Origin of the sequence: Bradyrhizobium betae (assembly GCF_050632175.1) — a bacterium.
Taxonomy (GTDB): domain Bacteria; phylum Pseudomonadota; class Alphaproteobacteria; order Rhizobiales; family Xanthobacteraceae; genus Bradyrhizobium; species Bradyrhizobium betae_B.
In genome coordinates this window covers 6,402,180-6,423,717 of the sequence record NZ_CP192576.1, presented here as the reverse complement: position 1 = coordinate 6,423,717, position 21,538 = coordinate 6,402,180, and the positions used below count along the sequence as shown (strand labels likewise).

Annotated in this window: 17 protein-coding genes and 2 pseudogenes; 6 read left to right on the top strand and 13 right to left on the bottom strand. The window is 63.5% G+C overall.

Features of this window, described 5'->3' with window-relative positions; all coding sequences use genetic code 11:
* Positions 1 to 49 precede the first annotated feature (49 nt).
* The 3 genes from ACQ86E_RS30910 to ACQ86E_RS30900 are packed head-to-tail and all read left to right on the top strand — an operon-like array spanning position 50 to position 1,773.
* Positions 50 to 541: a hypothetical protein gene (locus ACQ86E_RS30910; RefSeq protein ID WP_431203173.1), complete on the top strand. Its 492-nt coding sequence runs from the start codon at positions 50 to 52 to the stop codon at positions 539 to 541.
* A gap of 3 nt (positions 542 to 544) precedes the next feature.
* Entirely contained in the window at positions 545 to 1,147 is a 603-nt protein-coding gene (locus ACQ86E_RS30905; protein WP_431203172.1) for a hypothetical protein, read from the top strand.
* Positions 1,144 to 1,773, top strand: a complete 630-nt coding sequence (locus ACQ86E_RS30900; RefSeq protein WP_431203171.1) for a hypothetical protein — start codon at positions 1,144 to 1,146, stop codon at positions 1,771 to 1,773. Before ACQ86E_RS30905 ends, ACQ86E_RS30900 begins: the two co-directional genes overlap by 4 nt.
* A 25-nt stretch (positions 1,774 to 1,798) precedes the next feature.
* Here the strand turns inward: ACQ86E_RS30900 and ACQ86E_RS30895 are convergent, their stop codons facing one another.
* From ACQ86E_RS30895 to ACQ86E_RS30880, 4 genes and pseudogenes are all read right to left on the bottom strand, one after another.
* Positions 1,799 to 2,242: an ATP-binding cassette domain-containing protein gene (locus tag ACQ86E_RS30895; protein ID WP_431203170.1), complete on the bottom strand. Its 444-nt coding sequence runs from the start codon at positions 2,240 to 2,242 to the stop codon at positions 1,799 to 1,801.
* 203 nt (positions 2,243 to 2,445) lie between these two features.
* A pseudogene (locus ACQ86E_RS30890) lies at positions 2,446 to 2,577 on the bottom strand (ATP-binding cassette domain-containing protein); the annotation flags it as partial.
* Positions 2,574 to 3,632 (bottom strand): FecCD family ABC transporter permease, encoded by a 1,059-nt coding sequence (locus ACQ86E_RS30885; RefSeq protein WP_431203169.1) that lies wholly within the window; start codon positions 3,630 to 3,632, stop codon positions 2,574 to 2,576. The pseudogene ACQ86E_RS30890 and the gene ACQ86E_RS30885, both read right to left, overlap by 4 nt.
* The gene (locus ACQ86E_RS30880; protein WP_431203168.1) at positions 3,632 to 4,684 is read right to left on the bottom strand and encodes an ABC transporter substrate-binding protein; all 1,053 of its coding nucleotides are present in this window, start codon (positions 4,682 to 4,684) and stop codon (positions 3,632 to 3,634) included. The genes ACQ86E_RS30885 and ACQ86E_RS30880 overlap by 1 nt, the downstream gene beginning before the upstream one ends.
* Positions 4,685 to 5,114: 430 nt before the next feature.
* Here ACQ86E_RS30880 and ACQ86E_RS30875 point away from each other — a divergent pair, with 430 nt between their 5' ends.
* On the top strand, positions 5,115 to 7,433 hold the full coding sequence (locus ACQ86E_RS30875) for a TonB-dependent receptor (RefSeq protein ID WP_431203167.1): 2,319 nt from the start codon (positions 5,115 to 5,117) through the stop codon (positions 7,431 to 7,433).
* An 83-nt stretch (positions 7,434 to 7,516) separates the two neighbouring features.
* Here ACQ86E_RS30875 and queC read toward each other — a convergent pair whose 3' ends face one another.
* Positions 7,517 to 8,230, bottom strand: a complete 714-nt coding sequence (gene queC, locus ACQ86E_RS30870) for a 7-cyano-7-deazaguanine synthase QueC (RefSeq protein ID WP_431203166.1) — start codon at positions 8,228 to 8,230, stop codon at positions 7,517 to 7,519.
* Positions 8,231 to 8,356: 126 nt separating this feature from the next.
* Between queC and mazG the strand changes: the two genes are divergently transcribed.
* The gene (mazG, locus tag ACQ86E_RS30865; RefSeq protein WP_431203165.1) at positions 8,357 to 9,208 is read left to right on the top strand and encodes a nucleoside triphosphate pyrophosphohydrolase; all 852 of its coding nucleotides are present in this window, start codon (positions 8,357 to 8,359) and stop codon (positions 9,206 to 9,208) included.
* Positions 9,209 to 9,275: 67 nt separating this feature from the next.
* On the opposite strand, the gene ACQ86E_RS30860 is transcribed toward mazG, so the two are convergent.
* The 8 genes and pseudogenes from ACQ86E_RS30860 to dusB form a co-directional block, all read right to left on the bottom strand.
* Positions 9,276 to 10,301: a hypothetical protein gene (locus ACQ86E_RS30860; RefSeq protein WP_431203164.1), complete on the bottom strand. Its 1,026-nt coding sequence runs from the start codon at positions 10,299 to 10,301 to the stop codon at positions 9,276 to 9,278.
* A 6-nt stretch (positions 10,302 to 10,307) separates the two neighbouring features.
* Positions 10,308 to 11,687 (bottom strand): GTPase HflX, encoded by a 1,380-nt coding sequence (hflX, locus tag ACQ86E_RS30855; protein ID WP_431203163.1) that lies wholly within the window; start codon positions 11,685 to 11,687, stop codon positions 10,308 to 10,310.
* An 11-nt stretch (positions 11,688 to 11,698) separates the two neighbouring features.
* Complete coding sequence (gene hfq / locus ACQ86E_RS30850) at positions 11,699 to 11,947, bottom strand: RNA chaperone Hfq (RefSeq protein WP_007591126.1); 249 nt, start codon at positions 11,945 to 11,947, stop codon at positions 11,699 to 11,701.
* Positions 11,948 to 12,186: 239 nt separating this feature from the next.
* Entirely contained in the window at positions 12,187 to 13,557 is a 1,371-nt protein-coding gene (locus tag ACQ86E_RS30845; protein ID WP_431203162.1) for a sigma-54-dependent transcriptional regulator, read from the bottom strand.
* Positions 13,558 to 13,574: 17 nt separating this feature from the next.
* Positions 13,575 to 15,965: an ATP-binding protein gene (locus tag ACQ86E_RS30840; protein ID WP_431203161.1), complete on the bottom strand. Its 2,391-nt coding sequence runs from the start codon at positions 15,963 to 15,965 to the stop codon at positions 13,575 to 13,577.
* A gap of 486 nt (positions 15,966 to 16,451) precedes the next feature.
* Positions 16,452 to 17,893 (bottom strand): annotated as a pseudogene (gene ntrC / locus ACQ86E_RS30835) (nitrogen regulation protein NR(I)).
* A gap of 9 nt (positions 17,894 to 17,902) precedes the next feature.
* Positions 17,903 to 19,078: a two-component system sensor histidine kinase NtrB gene (locus ACQ86E_RS30830; RefSeq protein WP_431203160.1), complete on the bottom strand. Its 1,176-nt coding sequence runs from the start codon at positions 19,076 to 19,078 to the stop codon at positions 17,903 to 17,905.
* Positions 19,075 to 20,076: a tRNA dihydrouridine synthase DusB gene (dusB, locus tag ACQ86E_RS30825; protein ID WP_431203159.1), complete on the bottom strand. Its 1,002-nt coding sequence runs from the start codon at positions 20,074 to 20,076 to the stop codon at positions 19,075 to 19,077. Before dusB ends, ACQ86E_RS30830 begins: the two co-directional genes overlap by 4 nt.
* A gap of 280 nt (positions 20,077 to 20,356) precedes the next feature.
* Here dusB and ACQ86E_RS30820 point away from each other — a divergent pair, with 280 nt between their 5' ends.
* A complete protein-coding gene (locus ACQ86E_RS30820; protein ID WP_431203158.1) occupies positions 20,357 to 21,538 on the top strand; it encodes a bifunctional 2-C-methyl-D-erythritol 4-phosphate cytidylyltransferase/2-C-methyl-D-erythritol 2,4-cyclodiphosphate synthase in 1,182 nt (393 codons plus the stop codon).

Here is a 21,538-nt window from a genome sequence, read left to right as displayed (position 1 = left end):
GCGGGGACCTGTGAGCACACCAGCCGGGAACGGACCGACAATCACGATCATGGCCGAGGAGGAACCCATCGAGATTGGTTTCCCGATGGTCGCCGCCTATCACGGTCAATCCGCCCTTGCGATGGCCGCGATCGTATTTCAGGCGCAGCGCGCGGCACTCGCCTTGCTGTCACCCGAGGCAATACCCGCGCGACGCGACATCAGCATCGTGAGCGGACACCCCGGCCCCGGTGTGCGTGACGCATTCGAAGTCGTCACCCGCGCGGTCTCCCGTGGGGCCTATACGATTGATCGCGCGCTGCCTGAAGCGAGGTTTGTCCCGGGCCAGGACATTTCATACAGTTTCCGAATGGCCATCGGCGACCGAATCGCCGAGATCGCGCTGTTGCGCGGGGTGTTGCCCGAGCGTTTTTTCGAACTCGTCTTCACGAAGGCACGCACCGCGGCCCAGGAGCGCGAGCTGAGCGCCCTGAAGCGCTCCATCGCGGCGGAGGTTCTGGCGAAAGATCCAGGGACGCTCTTCTCGATCCGTGCGGGTTGATCCATGAAGCCTGGATTGGCGCTCAGCTTCGGTTACGACGACGGGTCGCTGCGCAGTTTCGCGGATGCCAGGCTCCAGCCGGAAGTCGTGCTGCGCGATATCTATTCGCTGCCCGACATCGACCTGGACGATTTCAGCGCGCTGTTTGTCAGCATGCACAGCGACCAGCGCTTTCTGGCATCCCGCGCTCCGCAGATCGAAGACTACCTTGTCCGCGGCGGCGTCGTCATTGCCAACGGTCACCATGCCTATCCCTATCTGCCGCGCATGGCGGGCTTCCACACCATCGACGGCTATAAACTGGTCGACATCACGGTGCTGCGCGTCGCGGAGCATCCGATCTGGCGCGGCATCGATCCGCAAGACCTGACCTTTCGCCGCGGCGTGTCCGGTTTCTATGGGCGGGTCTGGCACGACGCGCCGCCGGATGCGCTGGTCATCCACGCGCTCGGTCGTCCGGGCCTGCCGCTCGACTTCATCTACCCGGTCGGAAGGGGCCGCGTGCTGTTCCATGGAGGCAACGACCTCTGGACCTTCGGCGGAGCGGACAAGCAAATGCTCCCGCATGTCATGCAATGGGTTGCCGACGGACGGAACGTGCAATGAGCCTGGCTATCCTCGACGGTGGCACATTCTACCACCACGCCGCTATTCACGGCCCTCGCTATCGTGAGCTGTTCGACAAGATCATCTATGCGCCGGATCTTGCGACCGGTGACCTGGACGGAGTTACGTTCCTCATCGTCCCCGACCGCGTCAATCCAAACGTTCTCCGTGCCAAGCGCGATGTCCTGATCGGTTTCACTGAGGCCGGCCGCACACTGGCCGTGCTCGGCGAGAACAGGGCCGACACTTGGTTGCCTGGGGTCACGTGGGCTGCCCGGCCGACGAATTTCTGGTGGTGGCTGGAAAAGGAAGCGCGTCCGCCGAACCGCCTGGTGGCACCGGACCATGAATTCTTCCAGGCGGTGCCGTTCGAAAGCACGATATGGCATTTCCACGGTGTCTTGAGCCCGCCCGCCGGAGCGCGCGCGCTGATCGACGTGCCCGCGGACCCCGAAGGAAAAGACAGCGGGGGAGCACTGCTCTACGAGGATCATGTGACGCTGCCAGGCCGGTTGCTCGTCTCGACGCTCGATCCATTTTATCATCATGGCAGCCACTTCATGCCGGCGGCCACGAAGATGCTCGACGGCTTTCTGCCCTGGGCAAAGCGCGAGGCGGCGGCCTGACGCGATCGGCGGCAGCGAGCAGGTTTCAGCGACTGGCCGGATGATCCCAGGTCTTGTTCCGCAGGCCGTGCAACGGCACGATCGCGGCGGCCATCTCCTCGCCCGCACGAACCTCCACGCGGCGCACCGGCACGCCATACATCTGCGCAAGATTGTCCTCGGTGAGCACCATCTCGGTCGGGCCGGCAATGTGAGCGGTGTTTCGCAGCATCAGCAGGGTCGTATCGGCGATGCCGATCGCATGATCCGGATGATGGGTTGTGAAAAGCACCGTGAGCCCGAGGGAGCTTGCAAGGCGCAGCAGCAGGCGAAGAACGACGCCCTGGTTGGCGATGTCGAGCGCCGAGGCGGGTTCGTCCAGCACGAGGATATTGCAGTCGCTCGCCAGTGCGCGCGCCAGCAGGACGAGCTGCCGCTGTCCGCCGCTGAGCCGGTCATATCGCTGCTCTGCGAGGGCCGTGAGGCCCACTTCTTCCAGGCACGCGTATGCGCGCTCCTGTCCTTGCGGCCCGGTGAACTGAATCGTCCCAGGTAGCGGCTGCGCCCAAGCAAGACCATGTCGATGGCACTATAGGACTGGTCGGGCGTCAGCGCCTGCGGCACAAACCCCACGTGGCCGTCGACTGCGATCCGTCCTTCCGCTGGGGTCAACGTCCCGCAGATCGCGCGCAGCAACGTCGTCTTGCCGCAGCCGTTCGGCCCCAGGATTGCAGCGATCCGCCCTGACGGAAACGTCACCGACAGCTCTCGAAACAACCAGTGCTCTGGCCTGAACCTATGGCCTGCGTTGTCGACCCGGATCATGACCCGCCACTCCTCGTGGTGCGCCGAAGGAGCAGCGCGAAAATCGGCGTGCCGACGATGGCGGTGATGATTCCGACGGGAATTTCCGACGCCGTAAGCGACCGCGCCAGCGTATCGGCGGCAACAAGAAAGATGGCTCCGAGGAATGTCGATACCGGCAAAAGCTGACGGTTGTCGGCTCCGACGATCATGCGTGCGATGTTGGGGATGATGAGGCCCACCCAGCCGATGGTTCCGCTGACCGCGACTTGCGACGAGATCGCGAGACAGGCGGCCGCCAGAAGGATCAACCGATCGCGCGCGGGATTGACGCCGAGCGTCCGCGCCTCGTCATCTCCAAGGGAAAGGACGTTGACACGCCAGCGCATGCCGATGAGCACCATGCCGGCGATGGTGGTGCAGGATGCGATCAAGCCGAATTGCGGCCAGGTCGAGGAGGCAAAACTGCCAAGCAGCCAGAACACGATCACTTGCAAGGTCGTTTCCGGATCGGCCAGATAGGTCACCAGCCCAACCAGGGCACTGCAGAACGCGCTGACCACGACGCCGGCGAGAACGAGCGTGAGAACCGGCGAAAGATCGTCGCTGCGATGAAGCGCAAGCACGGCGACGAGCGCCAGGGCCGCTCCGCCGAATGCGCCGATCTGGACGAGTGGCCCGAAGCCGACGAGGAAGATGACGGTGACGCCTCCCAACGCGGCGCCCGAGGATGCGCCGATTGTCTGCGGACCAACCAGCGGATTGCGGAAGATCGCCTGAAGCACCGCGCCGCATAGCGACAGCCCCGCCCCAGCGATAGCGGCGATCAGCACGCGCGGTAGCCTCACGGTTTCGACGATGACCGCTTCGGTTGGAGTCCACGCCACCGTGGCTTCGATGAGGTGTGACGCGATGATGGACAGTACGGTGCCGAACGGGACGTAAAACCGTCCAGACGTCATCGACCAAAGCAATGTGACGATCAAGCTCGCGGTGAGCGCGACGTAAAGCAGAACGAAGGAGCGCCCTCGTGGCGCTTGAATCGCCGGACCCGATCGTGAGATTGCGCTTTCCATCAATGCGCCCGGTAGGCTTCGTAGCCGGCTGAGGCGGCGTTTTCCCTGAGAAACAGGATGTTGTCGATTTCCTCGTCGGTCGGTGTGTATTCGTAGAGAAAGCCGAACCAGTCTCGCACCGACGTACGGATATTCTCCGTAACGCTTTCCGGATGCAGCAGGCCGGCCAACCAGATCCAGCCGAGGGCCGATTCGTGACTCGGGGGATCCCAGCGATAGCCGCCGAGCGGAACCCGGTAAACGCGGCGCGTTCTCACCGCGTCGACGCTCTGCCAGCGCGGGTCGCGATAAAGATCCGACGGCATCGTCGGGTCGAAATTGCCGAGCAGGACGACTTGCGGATTCCAGACGAGGATCTGCTCGATAGTCGCCGTGCTGATCGAGGGCCCGCCTTCGAGCGCGTTCTGTCCGCCCGCGAGTTGAATGGCAAGATCCTGGGCAGTTCCGTGGCCGCTGACGCGCAGCATGCTCGCAGCGCGATTGAAGTAGATCACGCGTGGCCGCTGCGACGGCGGAAGGCCGGCGAACCGCGACGCAAGGGACTGGCGTACCTCTTCCTGCTTGCGGAGCAGTTCGGCGGCGCGTTCGTCTTGGCCTGCAAGTCTTCCCATCAGCTTGACGTAATCGACGTAGTTCTCGAAGGAACCTACGCGCATGCCCATCACGGGAATCCCGGTTCGCTCCAACGGACCGATGATCTCTTTGCTGTTGGCCCATTGCAAGATCGCGTCCGGCCGCAACGCGAGGATGGCCTCGACATTTGGAGCGAAATTCGAGGCGTCCCCTCCGGTCGTTACACCTGTCTGAATGCGCGTGGAGCCCGGAAACAGTTTTCCGAAAATTCCCTCACGCATTGCACGCGCGGCGTATTCGTTCATGCCTACGATTTTCCGGTCGCTGCCGTCGATCGTCATGAAGGTCGATGGCGCGGGAATCGGAATGATGACCAGGCGTTCCGGCAGTCTATCGAACGCAACGGTGCGGTCGCGCTGGTCGGTCACATCGATCGCGTTTGCCGGGACGGACACTCCGAACGCGGCCACGAGGCCCATCGCGAAGCCTAGTGATTGTCTACCCCGACGCAACGACAGCGGCATGAATTCAAGAACCTCGGAGATGCCAATGAATGGTCTATGCGGCATCGCGGATGTTTCTACATAGACCCATGACGGAAAACGTCAAAAGCAAAACGTCTGTATCAATCCGCAAATACGGCCCTGTGAAAATGGAATCGTTCAAAGGACGCAGACTGCCTGATCGCGACCGACGCAATTGAAGAACGTCCATCGCTGTTTTGACCAATGGGAAAAGCCGGCAAGGTAACTTGTAATAGCTCGAAACTCGCGCGTGGATGATGGCAGAACAGATGACGACACGATAAGCACCCTGACACTGAGTGAGTGTTGGGGGACGTTACTGATGCCTTTGAGAACCTTCGCGCGCGATTCCAGAAGGAGCGCTTTTCTCTCGTCGACGTGCGGATTGAGTGTAGCGCTGGCCTGCGTGATAGCGACGGCATCGAGCGTGAATGCGCAAACCCAGACCGCCGAACCTTCACCACGACAATCCAGCAACGTGCTGCCGGGCGTGATCGTGGAGGCAGGACGACCATCGAAGCCCCGCCGCATCGCACGACAGAATACAGTTCGTGCGGCACGACAAGCTCCGGTACCAGCCGTCAGGTCGACGCGGGATCAGCAAGCCACGGCAAGAGTCCCGGAAGGGACCAACAGCGATTCCGTGAAGCCGATGGGTGGCAAGCTGCCGCAGCCGGGCATTCCACACCCTGCCGAACAGAGCATTACGGTTGTCGACCGCGCCCAGATCGAGGCCACTTCGCCGACAGGCCTGCTCGATATCCTTGCCTCGGTGCCGGGCGTTTCAATTGCGCGCGCCGGCGGCATCGGCGGTCAGATCTATCTGCGCGGGTTCTCCTCGAACAGTTTCCGCTCGCCGATGTTCATCGACGGCGATCGCTTCCGTGGCCGCAACACGCTGCAGCTCAATTATCTCGCGCCTGACGAAGTCGAGCGCGTGGAAGTCATCCGTGGTCCGGGCTCCGTCGTCTACGGAAGCGAGGCGTTGACGGGACTGGTCAACGTCGTTACCCGGTCCTACACCGGCGACACATCCGGGCCATTCCGCTTCACTGGTGGCGGTTGGTCCGCCGGATACGGCAGTGCCGCCAATTCCGTCAGCACCTACGACTGGGTCAAAGGTGCGGGCCAGGGTTTCGACTTCATCGGAGGCTTTGCTGGACGCTGGGGCGGCGATTATCAGACGTCGCTCGGAACTGTGCCGAACAGCGACTACCAAAGTGTGGGCGGCAATATCAAGCTGGGCTACACACCTGATATCGGCCAGCGACTCGAGCTGTCCTTGCGCTCCTACAACGAAGTGGACGGGCGCGCCGGCGGTGTCGGCGGAGCGCCGGGTGCCCCCTATCTGCAGGTCCGGCAGGACCCGAACCAGGTGCATTCGGCGCGCATCGCCTATACCGGCGAACTCGACGGCCTGGTCAAGCATGTCGAAAGTTCGTTCTACGTGAACTATTTCGACACGAAGCTCACCACGATCAACAATACGATCAACGCGGCCGGCATCACGACCAGGACAGTCAAGTCCACCAGCCACGTCATCGGTCCCCTCGTGATCGGCGGCCGTTCGCAGGCCGAAATTCCCTGGGTGGGTCCTTGGGGCGCAACCAAGACGACGTTCGGCATCGACGGCTTTCGGGAGGCCCGGCCGGGCAGCGAGGTCACGTCCGAGACTATCACCCGCAATGCAACGACGGGCGCCGTGACAAGCGACGTTGTCTCGCCTTATACGAAGCAAGGGCCCGACACTACGCAGTCCAACATCGGAGCGTTCGTCCTGCATGAATGGAAGCCGATCCAGCCACTGACACTTTCGGCGGGCGGCCGTTTCGACTGGTTCAACACGACGACGGATACGTCGCCGCTCGCCTCCTCCATTCCTGCCAATGTGAGGGCCGTCTATTCGAACAACACCAACGTCGATCAAACCGCTCCAACCGGAAGCCTCGGATTTGTCTATGGCATATTGCCCAACGTCGATCTGCTCGGAGACGTCGCGACTTCGTTCCGCGAGCCGACAAACTCCGAGCTCTACGCGGTGACCGCCACCCAGCTTCCCAATCCGAACCTGAAGCCGGAAAGCGGCGTGACGTATGAAGGAGGAGCGCGTTTCCATGCCGCAAACGCGGAACTCAAGGTCACCGCGTTTGATACGCACTACGAGAATTTTCTTCAGACGGTCGCCGTGACGCTCAACGGAGTTGGCGGCTACACGCAGTCACAAAACGTCGGCAAGGCCGCAGTAACCGGCGTCGAGTTGGAGGCGCGCTGGCAGCTCACACCGACGGTCAACCTCTTCACGAATTTCGCCCAGCTGCGGGGCACCAATACCGTGACGGACAAACCGTTGCCGTTTCTCGCGCCGTATCGCGGACGGGTCGGGATTCAGTATGCCGACCCGAATGGTGCCTTTTCGATTCTCGGCGTGATCGATTGGGCTGCCAGCAAGACCCGGATCGATACGGCTCAGGAATTTCAGACGTCTGGCTATGCCATCCCCAAGCTCTATGCGACCCTGCAGCTCGGCCAGCTCGTCTCTCGGCAACTTGGCGATACCAAGCTGATCCTGGGCCTGGAGAATATCTTCAACACGGCCTATGTCGACGCATCGACGTTCGTGAATCGCTCGTATCCGCGGAGCTTCACAAATCCTCTGGTGGAGACCGGACGGAATTTCTCGGTAAAGCTTCAGCATACGTTCTAATGCAGGCTGCGGCTCGTCCACTCCGTACCTGACGATTGCGGGACACCGGGTCATCAGCCTTCACGGCTGATGACCGGACAACGCTACCTCCCCGCCGCATACTCCCGCCATCCCTTTGCCCGCAGGCTGCACGCCGGGCACTCGCCGCATCCGTAACCCCAATCATGCTGCGCGCCGCGTTCGCCGAGATAGCAGGTGTGCGACTGCTCGCGAATGAGGTCGACAAGCCCCTCGCCGCCGAGGTCATGGGCGAGTTGCCAGGTCGCGGCCTTGTCGATCCACATCAGCGGCGTATGCAGCTCGAACTTGCGGGCCATGCCAAGCGACAGCGCACTCTGCATGGCCCGGATGGTGTCGTTGCGGCAATCGGGATAGCCGGAATAATCGGTCTCGCACATGCCGCCGACGATGTGGGTGATGCCGCGCCGGTAGGCCAGCGCCGCGGCGAAGGTCAGGAACACCAGATTGCGGCCGGGCACGAAGGTGTTGGGCAAGCCGTCGGCGCCCATCGCGATCGCGACATCGCGCGTCAGGGCCGTCTCCGACACCGCAGCCAGGGTCGGAATCGCCAGCGTGTGGCTTTCGCCGAGTTTTGCCGCCCAGTCCTCGCGCAGATCCTTGATACCGTCGAACAGACGGTCGCGGCAGGCAAGCTCGACGGCATGACGCTGGCCGTATTCGAAGCCCAGCGTCTCGACGCGCGCGAAGCGGTTCAGCGCCCAGGCGAGGCAGGTGGTGGAATCCTGGCCGCCGGAAAACAGCACCAGGGCGGTCTCTGATGAAAATGCGTCACTCATGGCCCGCGCTTTAGCACCGCGGAACGTATCAGCCAATCGGTGGAAATCGGCCTGTTCCTCCGCCCACGGCTGGGAACGGCGGCCCGCTTTTGGCATAAGGTTCTGGAGCCAGGAGATGCCCCCGCAATGACCCCTTCCCGCGACATTTCCCGCCTGATCGAGATCATGGCGGCGCTGCGTACGCCGGTGACCGGCTGCCCCTGGGATCTCGAGCAGAACTTTGCGACGATCGCGCCCTACACGATCGAGGAAGCCTATGAGGTGGTGGATGCCATCGACCGCGGCGATCTCGGAGATCTCTGCGAGGAGCTCGGCGACCTCCTGCTCCAGGTCGTGTTCCACGCCCAGATGGCGTCGGAGCAGAACGCGTTCGCCTTCGGCGACGTCGTCGAGGCCATCACGCGAAAAATGATCCGGCGCCATCCCCATGTCTTTGCCGACAAGGAGGGCAACCTCGCGTCCTCCCACGTCAAGGAAGTCTGGGACCGCATCAAGGCGGAAGAGAAAGCCGAACGCGCCGCGCGCCGGCCGCCTGAAGCAACGCCGGCGCACAAATCGCTGCTGGCGGGCGTGAAGGCGGGGCAGCCGGCCCTGACGCGGGCGATGGAACTCCAGCGCAAGGCTTCCACCGTCGGCTTCGACTGGAACAATCCGCGCGCTGTGCTGGCAAAGATCCGCGAGGAGGCCGACGAGATCGAGGCCGCGCTCGACCGTGGCGACAAGCAGGAGATCGCGGAAGAAACCGGCGACCTGATGTTCGCCCTCGTCAACCTCGCCCGCCACGTCGACGCCGATCCCGAAGCCGCGCTGCGCGCGACGAATGCGAAGTTCGAACGGCGGTTCTCGTTCATCGAACGGGCGCTGGAAGCACAGGGGCGAACGCTCGAACAGGCGTCGCTGGCGGAGATGGATGCGCTGTGGAATGCGGCGAAGGGCGAGCCGGCAGCTTCTTCAAATAGCCAGGAGCGAAGGAGTTAAACGGAACCTCTGCAGCCAACATGCGTGTGCGGACAACAGCCCGATCGTGGGTGCACTGTTCGCTGAACTAGAGGTCACCATCCAGCTTCGACTCTTCCCAATTCCAACGGCGGTAGGAAATCGGGATTCCAAACCTCTTCTGCAGATGACCGAGATAGACCTCGTCAGAAGGAGTCGCCGACCACTCCCCAACGACAACAAGCCGAGAATTTCGTGCCCGATCCGGATAAAGGTCGTACTCTAGCAATTGACCGATCGCCTGCCGAATACAACTCTTGGCCTTAGGTGCGATCTTGATCTCAAACAGTATCAGCGTCTTTCCACGCCGCAGCTGAAGGTCAATGTACTCTTGTTCGTAGCTGACGGCATTGTTCCCAAAACGTTCAGTCAAGTGATTAAACAGGGCATTTTGTAGCTTCACATGCTGCGGGCTGTATACGGTGCCTTCGCTAGCTGCCCGGATACGATCTTGCTCGGACCGCCGTTTTCCATCTCGCTTAGAGTGGGTGCCCAGTTGGCTGGGAACCTCTCGCTGAGGTGGCCCCGTCCAATCCAATGGTTGATAACGATGGCTTCTGCTCGTTACATTAGTTTTGGCCAGCATGAAGCGCGGCTCGAAGAGTTCGACATCGACCTGCTTAAAACGGATGTTAATTATATCGTTCGGGAACGTACCGAGATTTGAGAATGACGCGCCGATTTCGGAGAGATCGCGCCTCATCTCGTCCAACCAGCCGCGCTTTCGCATATACGCCAGGGCGGCAGCAAGTTCGTCGTCGGCAGGAACATAGACCTCCTTAATTATCCCGATAGCCATTCGGCCACCCTGTGGCGTAACGGTATACAGAAAAACGTCGAAGGACTTTCCTACGTACTTATTGCGATACTTGTTGATCGGTTGAAGAAAGCCGTATCGGAATTTGCCGACGAGTCCGTTGGGGCCCGGCTGTAACCAGGCGAAATTAAACAGCCACTCTTCAACACCGTAGCCGCTTTCGGCGACGAACGCTCCGCCTTTCTCGAGCTTTGCAGCCTCACCTGTCGGAGCCCGCCAGTTGTTCGTATTCCAGCATATCCGGCAGTACTTATTCATCTCTAGTCACGCCACGCGCGGCACCGCGTCGAAGCGGTTGACCACGATATCCCGCTTGGTCTCGTCCACCCGCACCGTCATGTCGAAGCGGCCGTCGTGCAGCTCCTTGGCCAGCACCTCGGCATTGCGGTGCAGCCAGCTGATGCCGGCTCCGTCGGCGGCGTCGATCGAGAGGTCTAGCGTGGTGCGCTTTGCGGCGAGCCGTTCCTCGATCGCCGCGAGGAGCGCGTCGACCCCCTCGCCCGTCACGGCGGAGACCAGCATCGCCGGATGATCTTCCGGCCTGCGCGCGGCGATGTTCAAAAGCTCTTCGCGCTGTTCGGCATCGTAACGGTCAATCTTGTTCCAGACCTCGATGATGCGGCCAGAGTCATCTGGGTTGATGCCGAGCTGGCGCAACACGGCATCGACGTCGCCCTGCTGGGCCTCGGCATCCTCGTGCGAGATGTCGCGAACATGCAGGATGACGTCGGCTTCCAGCACCTCCTCCAGCGTGGCGCGGAAGGCGGCGACGAGTTGCGTCGGCAGGTTGGATATGAAACCGACGGTATCGGACAGCATCGCCTTGCCGCCATGCGGCAGGCTGAGCGCGCGCAGGGTCGGATCGAGCGTGGCGAACAGCATGTCCGCGGCCTGGACGTCGGCGCGGGTCAGGCGGTTGAACAGCGTCGACTTGCCGGCATTGGTGTAGCCGACCAGCGCGACGACGCGATACGGCACGCGCTGGCGGCCGGCACGATGCAGCCGCCGCGTTGCCTGCACCTTCTTCAGCTCGCTCTCGAGCTTGGAGATGCGCTCCTGGATCAGGCGGCGGTCGGCTTCGATCTGCGTCTCGCCGGGACCGCCCATGAATCCGAAACCGCCGCGCTGACGTTCGAGATGGGTCCACGAGCGCACCAGGCGCGAGCGCTGATAGTTGAGATGCGCGAGCTCCACCTGAAGCGAGCCTTCCTTGGTCTTGGCACGGCGGCCGAAGATTTCCAGGATGAGGCCGGTGCGGTCGAGCACCTTGGCCTGCAGCTCCTTTTCGAGATTGCGCTGCTGGATCGGCGCCAGCGCGCAATCCATCACCACGAGTTCGACGTCGAGGCTCTTGGCCAACGCTGCGATCTCCTCGACCTTGCCCTTGCCGATGTAGGTGGCGGGGCGGATCTGGTTGACCGGTGCGATGATGGCATCGGCAACGACGAGATCGATCGCACGCGCAAGGCCTGCCGCTTCGTCGAGCCGGGCCTCGGCATCACGCTGAACATGGCTTTCCGATTGCGCGTCAGAACTTCCCGCACGCACCCGCAAGTAGGGGCCGATGACAAGCACCCGCCCCGTTTGCTTCGCCCCTGCCGACCGCGGACGGTCGGCATCCCCGTCGAAATTCCGGGGTTCCAATCAGGTCACTCTCAAGCCGGCTGATCCTCGCCGCCTTCGAACAGCTGGATCGGAGCGCCCGGCATGATGGTCGAGATCGCATGCTTGTAGACGAGTTGCGAGTGACCGTCGCGCCGAAGCAGCAAACAGAAATTGTCGAACCAGGTCACGATGCCCTGGAGCTTCACTCCGTTGACCAGAAAGATCGTCAGTGGCGTCTTCGTTTTGCGAACGTGATTAAGGAAGGTGTCCTGTAGGTTTTGTGCGCGGTCTGCCGCCATTGTTTTTTTCTCGCTTTGAGTTTCTTTTTATTGCGCCGGATGCGCCCCGCTTTTGAAAATGCGGGGTCTCTTCCGGTTGCCGCTCCTCATGAGATCCCCCTCGGAAGGAACAGCGGTGCGATTAGAGGACAGGTCGGGTTATTAGGCAAGCCGCTTCACGCGTCAGGCCAGGCCCTATTGCCCCGAAAAACTACGGAAATCGATGATTTTCCTCGCCCAATGTGAAGGTGCCGACGGCGTCAGCCGACGCCGAGCGCCTTCAATTTCCGGTGCAGCGCCGAGCGCTCCATGCCGACGAACTCGGCGGTACGTGAAATATTGCCGGAAAAGCGGCTGATCTGCGCGATCAGATAGTCGCGCTCGAACACCTCCCGTGCCTCCCGTAGCGGCAGTCCCATGATGTGCTCGCCGTTGTTGCTGGTCGGCATCGCCGGCACCATCGAGCCGACGTCCTGCGGCAACATGTCGGCGGTGATGATCACCTCCGGTCCGCCCGCGGCCAGAATCATGACTCTCTCAACGTTGTTGCGGAGCTGGCGCACATTGCCGGGCCAGACATGCGATTGCAGCACCGCCATGGCGTCCTGCCCGATCTGACGCTTGGGCAGGCCACTGCCGGCCGAGATCTGCTCCATGAAATAGTCGATCAATTCCGGAATATCCTCGCGGCGCTCCGACAGGGCGGGCACGCGGATCGGCACCACCGAGAGGCGATGATAGAGGTCCTCGCGGAAATGGCCGGCCGCGATCTCCTCTTCCAGATTGCGCGCGGTGGAGGAGATAATGCGGACGTCAACCTGCACCTTGCCGGTGCCGCCGACGCGCTGGAACGACTGCTCGACCAGCACGCGCAAGATCTTGTTCTGGGTCTCGCGCGGCATGTCCGCGATCTCGTCGATGAACAGCGTGCCGCCATGCGCTTCCTCGAGCGCGCCGGGCTTGCGCGCCTGCTCGCCGTTGGATTGCTCGACGCCGAACATCTCGTGCTCCATCCGCTCCGGCGTGATCGCGGCGGCATTGATCACGACGAACGGACCGTCGGCGCGGCCCGACGCCATATGCAGCGTGCGCGCCGTGAGCTCCTTGCCGGCGCCGGCCGGACCGACGATCAGGATGCGGCTGTTGGCCTTGGCCGCGCGGTCGATGGTCTGGCGCAGCTGGTTCATGCTCGGCGAGCGGCCGACCAGCGAGCTTGCGCTCGGCGCCAGCTGCTTCAGTTCCTTGACCTCGCGCTTGAGCCGCGAGTTCTCCAGCGCGCGGTTGGCGACCAGGATCAGCCGGTCGGCCTTGAACGGCTTCTCGATGAAGTCATAGGCGCCGCGCTTGATCGCGGCGACAGCGGTCTCGATGTTGCCGTGGCCGGAGATCATCACGACCGGCAGGTCGGTATTGTCCTTCTTGACCTGCTCCAGCAGTTGCAAGCCGTCGAGCTTGGAGCCCTGCAGCCAGATGTCGAGGAACACCAGGTGCGGCCTGCGATTGGCGATCTCGGCGAGCGCCGTATCGCTGTCGCGCGCGGTCCGGGTCACGAACCCCTCGTCTTCGAGAATGCCCGCGACGAGATCCCGAATATCGGCCTCGTCATCGACAATCAGAATTTCACTAGCCATGAGTCGCGCCTGTCTGGTCAGATGCCTGTTGAGGCTTCGATCTTCGTTGAATCATTGGTCTTTTCAGCAGGCTCCTTGGTTTCGGAAGCCGGCCCTTTTGTTTCCGCGTCCTTGATCGGTTCCGACTTTACCGTCTCCTTGGCAGCCGGCGCCGGCTCGGTCCCCTCGCTCTTGGCGGGAGCGCCGGAGATCGCAAAGCGCATCCGCATCCAGGCACCGCGCTGGCCTTCCCGGAAGTCGGAGGCATCCTTCAGTTCGATGCGGCCGCCATGGTCTTCCAGCACGCGGCCGACGATCGCAAGGCCAAGGCCGGTGCCCTTGGCGCGCGTCGTCACATAGGGCTCGAGCAGCCGCGAGCGCGCGACTTTGGGCAGGCCGATGCCGTTGTCGATGACGTCGATCAGGACGTCCTCACCCTCGCGGGAGACCACGACGTCGATGCGGCCTTTTCCGTTGTCCCGGCCAAGCTCCTCCGGCGGGACCTGCTCGATCGCCTCGGTGGCGTTCTTGACGATGTTGGTGACCGCCTGCGAGATCAGCCGCCGGTCGAACTGGGCGCGGAGCGGATCGTCCCTGAACTCGACCTCGATATCGATCTCGGGATGGGCGACCTTCATCAGGAACACCGCCTGCCGCACGGTGTCGGCGACGTCCTCGCCCTCCATCACCGGCTTCGGCATCCGCGCGAAGCGCGAGAACTCGTCGACCATGCGCCTGATATCGTCGACCTGGCGCACGATGGTATCGGTGCACTGCTCGAAGATCTGCTTGTCCTTCGTCTCCGTGATGTCCTTGCCGAACTTGCGGCGGATGCGCTCGGCCGAGAGCTGGATCGGCGTCAGCGGATTCTTGATCTCGTGGGCGATGCGGCGCGCGACGTCGCCCCAGGCCGAGGTGCGCTGCGCCGACACGAGTTCGGTGATGTCGTCGAGCGTGATGATGTAGCTGTCGTGCGGCTGGCTGGTCTTCTCGGCGCTGACACGGACCGAGAGGTTGCGCTCCTGCCCGTCGCGCGTGATCGTGATCTGGCCCTGCACCAGGCGCTGGGTCCCTTCCCGCGCCGTCTTCATCATCTCGTCGAGCTCGGGCAGCACGTCCGACAGAGGATGGCCGAGCGTCTCCGCTTCGGAGTGCCCGATCAGCTTCTCGGCGGAGCGATTGAGGATGCCGACGCTGCCCGAATTGTCGACGCCGATGATGCCGGCGCTGGCGGACGACAGCACCGCTTCGATGAAGCGGCGGCGGCTGTCGATGAGGTCGCTGGCATTGACCAGCTCGTCGCGCTGGCTGCGCAATTCCTGCGTCATCTTGTTGAAGGTCTCACCGAGCTGGGCGAGATCGCCCTCCGACTGGTGCACCGGCACCTTCACATTGAGGTCGCCGGTCGAAACGGTGTGGGCCGCGTTCATCAGCCGCCGAATCGGCGCCACCAGCGAATTGGCGAAGTTCAGGCCGATCAGCACCGAGGCCATCAGAATGGTCAGCGCGATCACCGCGAACATCAGCGCAAACGCGACCTGGATGCCGAGCCGCCGCGACTCGATCTGGGCGTATTCGGCGACGCTCACCTCGGTCTGCTTGAGCTGGTTGACGACGTTCGGGTCGAGCGGACGGGCGACATAGAGGAAGGTGTCGCTGAAGGCGCGCAGGCGGATCACGGCGGCGACGAAGCTCGCGTCCGGCAGCACCGCGATCTCGGGCTCGGATTCGTTGACGTTGCTGAGGAAGTCCGGCGCGGGCGGCGAATAGGCCAGCCGCATGCCGGTATCGGCGGATTCCAGGATGTTGGTGTCCTTGTCGATGATCATCGCGCCCGGCAAATTGCGTGAGCTGGCGCTCGACGCGAGCAACTCGCGAAACGAGCGGCGATCCTGGTCGTAGAGCGGCCGGGCGTGCGCGATGTCGTTGGCCATGCCGAGAATGTCGCCGCGGATCAGCTGCGCATGGTCCTGCATGTAGGCCCGCGCGATCGTCAGCGAATTCTGGATCACCTCCTTGGTCGGCCCCGAGAACAGCCGGTCGAGGCCGCGCTCGAGCGTGACGTTGGCGACGACGGCCACGAGCACCGCCGGCAGCACCGCCACGATCGAGAACAGGCTGACGATCTGGACGTGGAGGCGGGCCGCCGCCCGGCCCCGCCGCCGAGCCAGAATCAGCTGCCAGAGCTCGCGGACGATGATCCCGACCAGCAGCAGGATCGAGCCCGCATTGAGCAGGTAGAACGAGCGGACCACCTCGGGCGTCGGATCGATCCGCGTCAGGCCGGTCAGGACCACGAAGGTCATCATCGCGGACAGCATTGCCAGCGCCACGGCGAACGGTGCCAGCCAGCGTCGCACCGACCAGCGCCGGGGCTCTTCCGCTGGGGCCGTGTCAAAGGATGCGGCCGAGGTGTCTGCGCTGGTCATTCCGGCAATGGGGTGCTGAAAAACTGGGTCCGCCGCGGGCGGATACTGATGTATTCGTACCACATTGTTGCCGAATTGCGACAATTCCGCGGCGCGATGGACCCGCGCATCCACAGGCTGGTCGCCGGCTGGCTCCGTTGCGGGAACGGTTTTCCGCCCCTGCGGCTTGATCCGCATGGACAGGTTCTTCCTTGCAATAATGGTGTCTGCGGTTCTGCTGCTGATCGCAGCGGCCGGCCTGCTTGTTAACGGGCCCGGCCTGACCGAGCCGACGGCAAACATCGTCGCCGCGCAGCCCGCATCAAGCCGCCTTATCAGATGAGCGCGACATCGCGCCCTGCGGCCCAATGACCAAAATCTGTGTCCTTGCGGAACATTTCAGGCCGAATCGGACTTCTGCCCACCGCGTCAGCCAAACTGGCCAGCGCGATCCGGACAGGCTCAGCTCACCTTTGGTAGGGGGAGCTGAGCCACCGTCCCGGGAGATTAGCCCCCGCTCCGATACACCTGGATATCCAGATCCCGGATCTTCTTCCGCAGCGTGTTGCGGTTGAGGCCGAGCAAATCGGCTGCGCGGATCTGGTTGCCGCGGGTGGCCGCGAGGGCGGCCGTGAGCAGCGGCACCTCGATCTCCTTCAGAATGCGGTGATAGAGGCCCGGCGGCGGCACGCCGTTCGGAAAGCCCTGGAAGTGCGAGGACAGATAGGCCTCCACGGCACCGCCGAGATTGTCGACGCCCTGCTGGACCGCGGCGCCTGGGCTGACCGAGGGCGGCGCAAGCTCGCCGTCGATGACCGAGGCCGTGATCACGTCCTGCGGATAGAGCGCGGCGAGGCGGCGCGCGAGGTTTTCGAGCTCGCGCACGTTGCCGGGCCAACGGTGCTGCTTCATCCGCTCCAACGCCAGTGCGTCGAGCTTCTTCGGCGGCAGGCCGTCCTTCTCGGCCAGCGTGAAGAAGTGGCGAATGAGATCGGGCAAGTCCTCGATGCGCTCACGCAGCGGCGGCAACCGCAGCGGCACGACATTGAGGCGGAAGAACAGATCTTCGCGGAACAGACCCTGCTGGATCAGCACGCGCAGATCCTTGTTGGAGGCGGCGACGATCCGCACATCGGTCTTGATCGGGGTGCGGCCGCCGACGGTGGTGTATTCGCCCTGCTGCAGCACCCGCAGCAGGCGGGTCTGCGCCTCCATCGGCATGTCGCCGATCTCGTCGAGGAACAGCGTGCCGCCCTCGGCCTGCTCGAACCGGCCGGAGGCGCGGGTGTTGGCACCGGTGAAGGCGCCGCGCTCATGGCCGAACAGTTCGGACTCGATGAGATCGCGCGGGATCGCCGCCATGTTGACGGCGACGAACGGGCCGTTGCGGCGCTTGCCGTAATCGTGCAGCGCGCGGGCCACCAGCTCCTTGCCGGTGCCGGACTCGCCCGTGATCATCACGGTGAGGTCGGTCTGCATCAGCCGCGCGAGCACGCGGTAGATTTCCTGCATCGCCGGCGAGCGGCCGACCAGCGGGATCGCCTCCATCTCGGCGTCTTCGTCCGGCGTCGTGGTCCGCTCCTTCGGCTCGGCGAGCGCGCGGCCGACGATGGCGATCAGCTCCTTCAGGTCGAAGGGTTTTGGCAGATATTCGTACGCTCCGCGCTCGGAGGCGCGGATCGCCGTCATGAAGGTGTTTTGCGCGCTCATGACGATGACAGGCAGATTCGGCCGCATCTTCTTGATCCGCGGCAGCAGGTCGAAGGCGTTTTCATCCGGCATCACCACGTCGGTGATGACCAGATCGCCCTCCCCTGGCTGACCCAGCGCCACAGCGTTGCGGCATTGCCGGTGAGCCGGACTTCATAGCCGGCGCGGGACAGAGCCTGGTTGAGAACCGTGCGGATGGCGGTATCGTCATCAGCTACGAGAATGCTACCTGCGGGCATTGTTAATCCTCATTTTGCCCCCTGAGATGCAGACGACGACGTCCCGGCAGAGCCGTCGCGACTGCTGTGATCGGCATGTTTCACCGATGTGGAATACATCGGCATCAGCACGCGGAAGGTGGTTTTGCGCGGCTGAGATTCGCATTCGATGATGCCCCCGTGATCGCCGATGATCTTGGCGACCAATGCAAGACCCAGGCCCGAGCCGGTCTGCTTGGTGGTCACGAACGGGTCGAACAAATTGGGCAGAAGATCGTCCGGCACGCCTGGCCCATTGTCCTTCACGCAGAATTCGAGCGGCAGGGATACACGGGATTTTTGACCGGGGACTGACAGGCGCACGCCGGGGCGGAACGCGGTGGTGAGCTGGATCTCGCCGTCGGGAACGTCGATCAGCGCTTCGGCGGCGTTCTTCACGAGATTGAGGAACACCTGGATGAGCTGGTCCTGGTTCGCCAGCACCGGCGGCAGCGAGGGATCGTAATCCTCGACGAAGCGGATGTTGCGGGCAAAGCCCGACTGCGCCAGCCGCTTCACGTGGTCGAGCACGGAATGGATGTTGACGGGGCCGCGCACCACGGGACGCTCATCGCCGAACACCTCCATGCGGTCGACCAGCGTCACGATGCGGTCGGCCTCGTCGCAGATCAGCCGCGTCAGCATGCGGTCCTCGGACGAGGCCTGCTGCTCCAGCAGTTGCGCCGCGCCGCGGATGCCGGACAGCGGGTTCTTGATCTCGTGCGCCAGCATCGCGGCGAGCGCGATCACCGAGCGAGCGGCGCTGCGATGGGTGAGCTGGCGGTCCATCTTGTCGGCGATGGAGCGCTCCTGCAGCATCACCACGATATGGCCCGGGCGCTCGGTGAGCGGGGCGACATGCAGGTCGACCTGCCGGTCGCCGCCCATGCGCGGCGTGCCAAGATCGACCTTATATTCGTTCACCGGCGCGTTCGACGAGCGCACCTGGTCGATCAGCGCCAGCAACGGGCTGCCGAACGGCACCAGCTCTTTCAACGATTGCCGCTTCAGGAACTGCGTCGAGATGTCGAAAAAGGCTTCGGTGGCGATGTTGGCGCCGACGATCTTGCCGTCCGGCCCGATCAGCAGGACCGGATTGGGCAAGGCATCCAGGATCGCGTCGCTGTCGGACGGTATCGGCCGACGATGTTCAGCAGCTGAGCTCATGCAGCAGCGCTCCATGCGAAGTCGTCGAAGGCATCTTGCAGTGACTGGTGGACGCGGCGCGGATCCTCCGACGTGAGGATTGCCTGGCGCCATCCCTTCAGCTTCTCGACCGGCGCGCCACTCGCATCGGCGGCGACGTCGAGCGCCCAGCCGAGATGTTTGCGTGCGTGCCGCAGGCCGATCCGCAGGCCGTAGAGTGCGCAGACCCCCTCGTAGAGCGTCCGCACATAATGCAGCTGTGTTTCCAGCGACGGCGTCGCTTCCGCCGCCCCACCCTTCAGGCGGCGGCCGATCTGGCCAGGCAGCCAGGGCTGGCCATTGGCGCCACGGCCGATCATCACGGCATCGGCGCCGGAGGCCTCGAGCGCTGCGATCGCCTTCTCGTAAGACGTGATGTCGCCGTTGACGACGAGCGGAATGGAGATGGCGTCGCGCACCGCGCGGATTGCGTCCCAATCGGCCTCGCCCTTGTAGAACTGGCAGCGGGTGCGGCCGTGCACCGTGACGAGCTTGATGCCGGCGGCTTCGGCCCGGCGCGCCAGCTCCGGCGCGTTGCGGCTGCGATCGTCCCAGCCGAGCCGCATCTTCAGTGTTACCGGCACCTTCACCGCCGCGATCGTCGCCTCGACCAGGCTGACGGCATGGTCGAGATCCCGCATCAGGGCCGAGCCGGACTGGCCGCCGGTCACGTGGCGGGCCGGGCAGCCCATGTTGATATCGATGATGTCGGCGCCTTCGGCTTCGGCGATCCGGGCGCCTTCCGCCATCCAGTGCGCCTCGCAGCCGGCCAACTGGACAACGTGCGAGCCGATTCCGGTCGCTTCGCAGCGCAACCGGGTCATCCGATGGCCGTTGGCGAGCTCGTCACTGGCGGTCATTTCAGATACGACCAGACCCGCCCCGAGCTCGGCTGCGAGCCTGCGGACGGGCGCGTCCGTCACCCCCGACATGGGTGCCAGGAAGACCGGGGTGGCGACGTCGATATCGCCTATTTTCAACGGCTTAGAGCCGGATATTGCCGAGCCGGTCACAGGGGTCCCGTTGACTGGGCAGGGCTTCATCGCACCTGCCATGATCTATCTTGCGCACAATTCTTGTGCAGTCAAGCGTCATGCCTACAGTTTAGACAGTTCTGCCAATCTTTCAAGTGCAGTGCAACAAAATGCTGTTTCCCACAATCCGGGGAAACCCCCTTTTTGCGTGCCTGCCGTGCTAGAGGCATGCCGGTCATCACCCACACCCTGCCTCTCTCCATCATCAGCTGAGTATTTGAGTCCTATGGCGAAATCAGAGCGCACCGCAGTCGTTCTCGTCGCAGCCGGACGCGGCTTGCGCGCGGGCGCCGGCGGGCCGAAACAATATCGGACGATCGGCGGCGTGCCCGTGATCTATCGCGCCATGGAAGCGTTCAGCCGCCATCCCGATGTGTTCGCGGTGCAGCCCGTGCTGAATCCCGATGACAGCGCCATGTTCACGGCAGCGGTCGGAGGATTGAAGCACGAGGCGCCGACCCATGGCGGCGCAACGCGCCAGGCCTCGGTGCTCGCGGGCCTGGAAGCGCTCGCCAAGCACAAGCCGGACATCGTCCTGATCCACGACGCCGCGCGGCCCTTCGTCTCGGAAGGATTGATCTCGCGCGCGATCGAGGCGGCAAGCCGAACCGGCGCGGCGATCCCCGCCGTCGCAGTCACCGACACCATCAAGGTCACCGGCGAGAACGGCAATGTCGAGGACACGCCGGATCGCGCGCGCCTGCGCATCGCGCAGACGCCGCAATCCTTTCGTTTCGATGTCATTCTCGAAGCGCATCGTCGGGCGGCCAGGGACGGGCGCAGCGATTTCACCGACGATGCCGCGATTGCCGAATGGGCGGGATTGACGGTTGCAACCTTTGAAGGCGATGTTGCCAACATGAAGCTCACCACCCCCGAGGATTTCGTGCGCGAGGAAGCGCGCCTGGCCAGCCTGCTCGGCGACATCAGGACCGGCACGGGCTACGACGTGCACGCCTTCGGCGAGGGCGACCATCTCATGATCTGCGGCGTGCGCGTGCCACACACGAAAGGTTTCCTCGCCCATTCCGACGGCGATGTCGGCCTGCATGCGCTGGTCGATGCCATCCTCGGCGCGCTGGCCGACGGCGACATCGGCTCGCACTTCCCGCCGAGCGATGCGAAGTGGAAGGGCGCCTCCTCGGACCAGTTCCTGAAATACGCCATCGAGCGCGTCACCCAGCGCGGCGGCCGCGTCGCCAATCTCGAGGTGACCATGATCTGCGAGCGGCCGAAGATCGGTCCCTTGCGCGACACCATGCGCGCGCGCATCGCCGAGATCTCCGGCGTCGACATTTCCCGCATCGCGGTCAAGGCGACCACCAGCGAGCGGCTCGGCTTCACCGGCCGCGAGGAAGGCATCGCGGCCACCGCGAGCGCCACCATCCGCCTGCCCTGGAGTATCTAG

Coding starts and splice junctions, on each gene's coding strand:
- ACQ86E_RS30840 (WP_431203161.1), bottom strand. CDS start 15,965: ATGACCAGCGCAGACACCTCGGCCGCATCCTTTGACACGGCCCCAGCG.
- ACQ86E_RS30820 (WP_431203158.1), top strand. CDS start 20,357: ATGGCGAAATCAGAGCGCACCGCAGTCGTTCTCGTCGCAGCCGGACGC.
- ACQ86E_RS30845 (WP_431203162.1), bottom strand. CDS start 13,557: ATGGCTAGTGAAATTCTGATTGTCGATGACGAGGCCGATATTCGGGAT.
- mazG (WP_431203165.1), top strand. CDS start 8,357: ATGACCCCTTCCCGCGACATTTCCCGCCTGATCGAGATCATGGCGGCG.
- ACQ86E_RS30910 (WP_431203173.1), top strand. CDS start 50: ATGGCCGAGGAGGAACCCATCGAGATTGGTTTCCCGATGGTCGCCGCC.
- ACQ86E_RS30830 (WP_431203160.1), bottom strand. CDS start 19,078: ATGAGCTCAGCTGCTGAACATCGTCGGCCGATACCGTCCGACAGCGAC.
- ACQ86E_RS30880 (WP_431203168.1), bottom strand. CDS start 4,684: ATGGGCCTCGTGGCCGCGTTCGGAGTGTCCGTCCCGGCAAACGCGATC.
- ACQ86E_RS30860 (WP_431203164.1), bottom strand. CDS start 10,301: ATGAATAAGTACTGCCGGATATGCTGGAATACGAACAACTGGCGGGCT.
- ACQ86E_RS30885 (WP_431203169.1), bottom strand. CDS start 3,632: ATGGAAAGCGCAATCTCACGATCGGGTCCGGCGATTCAAGCGCCACGA.
- queC (WP_431203166.1), bottom strand. CDS start 8,230: ATGAGTGACGCATTTTCATCAGAGACCGCCCTGGTGCTGTTTTCCGGC.
- ACQ86E_RS30900 (WP_431203171.1), top strand. CDS start 1,144: ATGAGCCTGGCTATCCTCGACGGTGGCACATTCTACCACCACGCCGCT.
- ACQ86E_RS30905 (WP_431203172.1), top strand. CDS start 545: ATGAAGCCTGGATTGGCGCTCAGCTTCGGTTACGACGACGGGTCGCTG.
- hfq (WP_007591126.1), bottom strand. CDS start 11,947: ATGGCGGCAGACCGCGCACAAAACCTACAGGACACCTTCCTTAATCAC.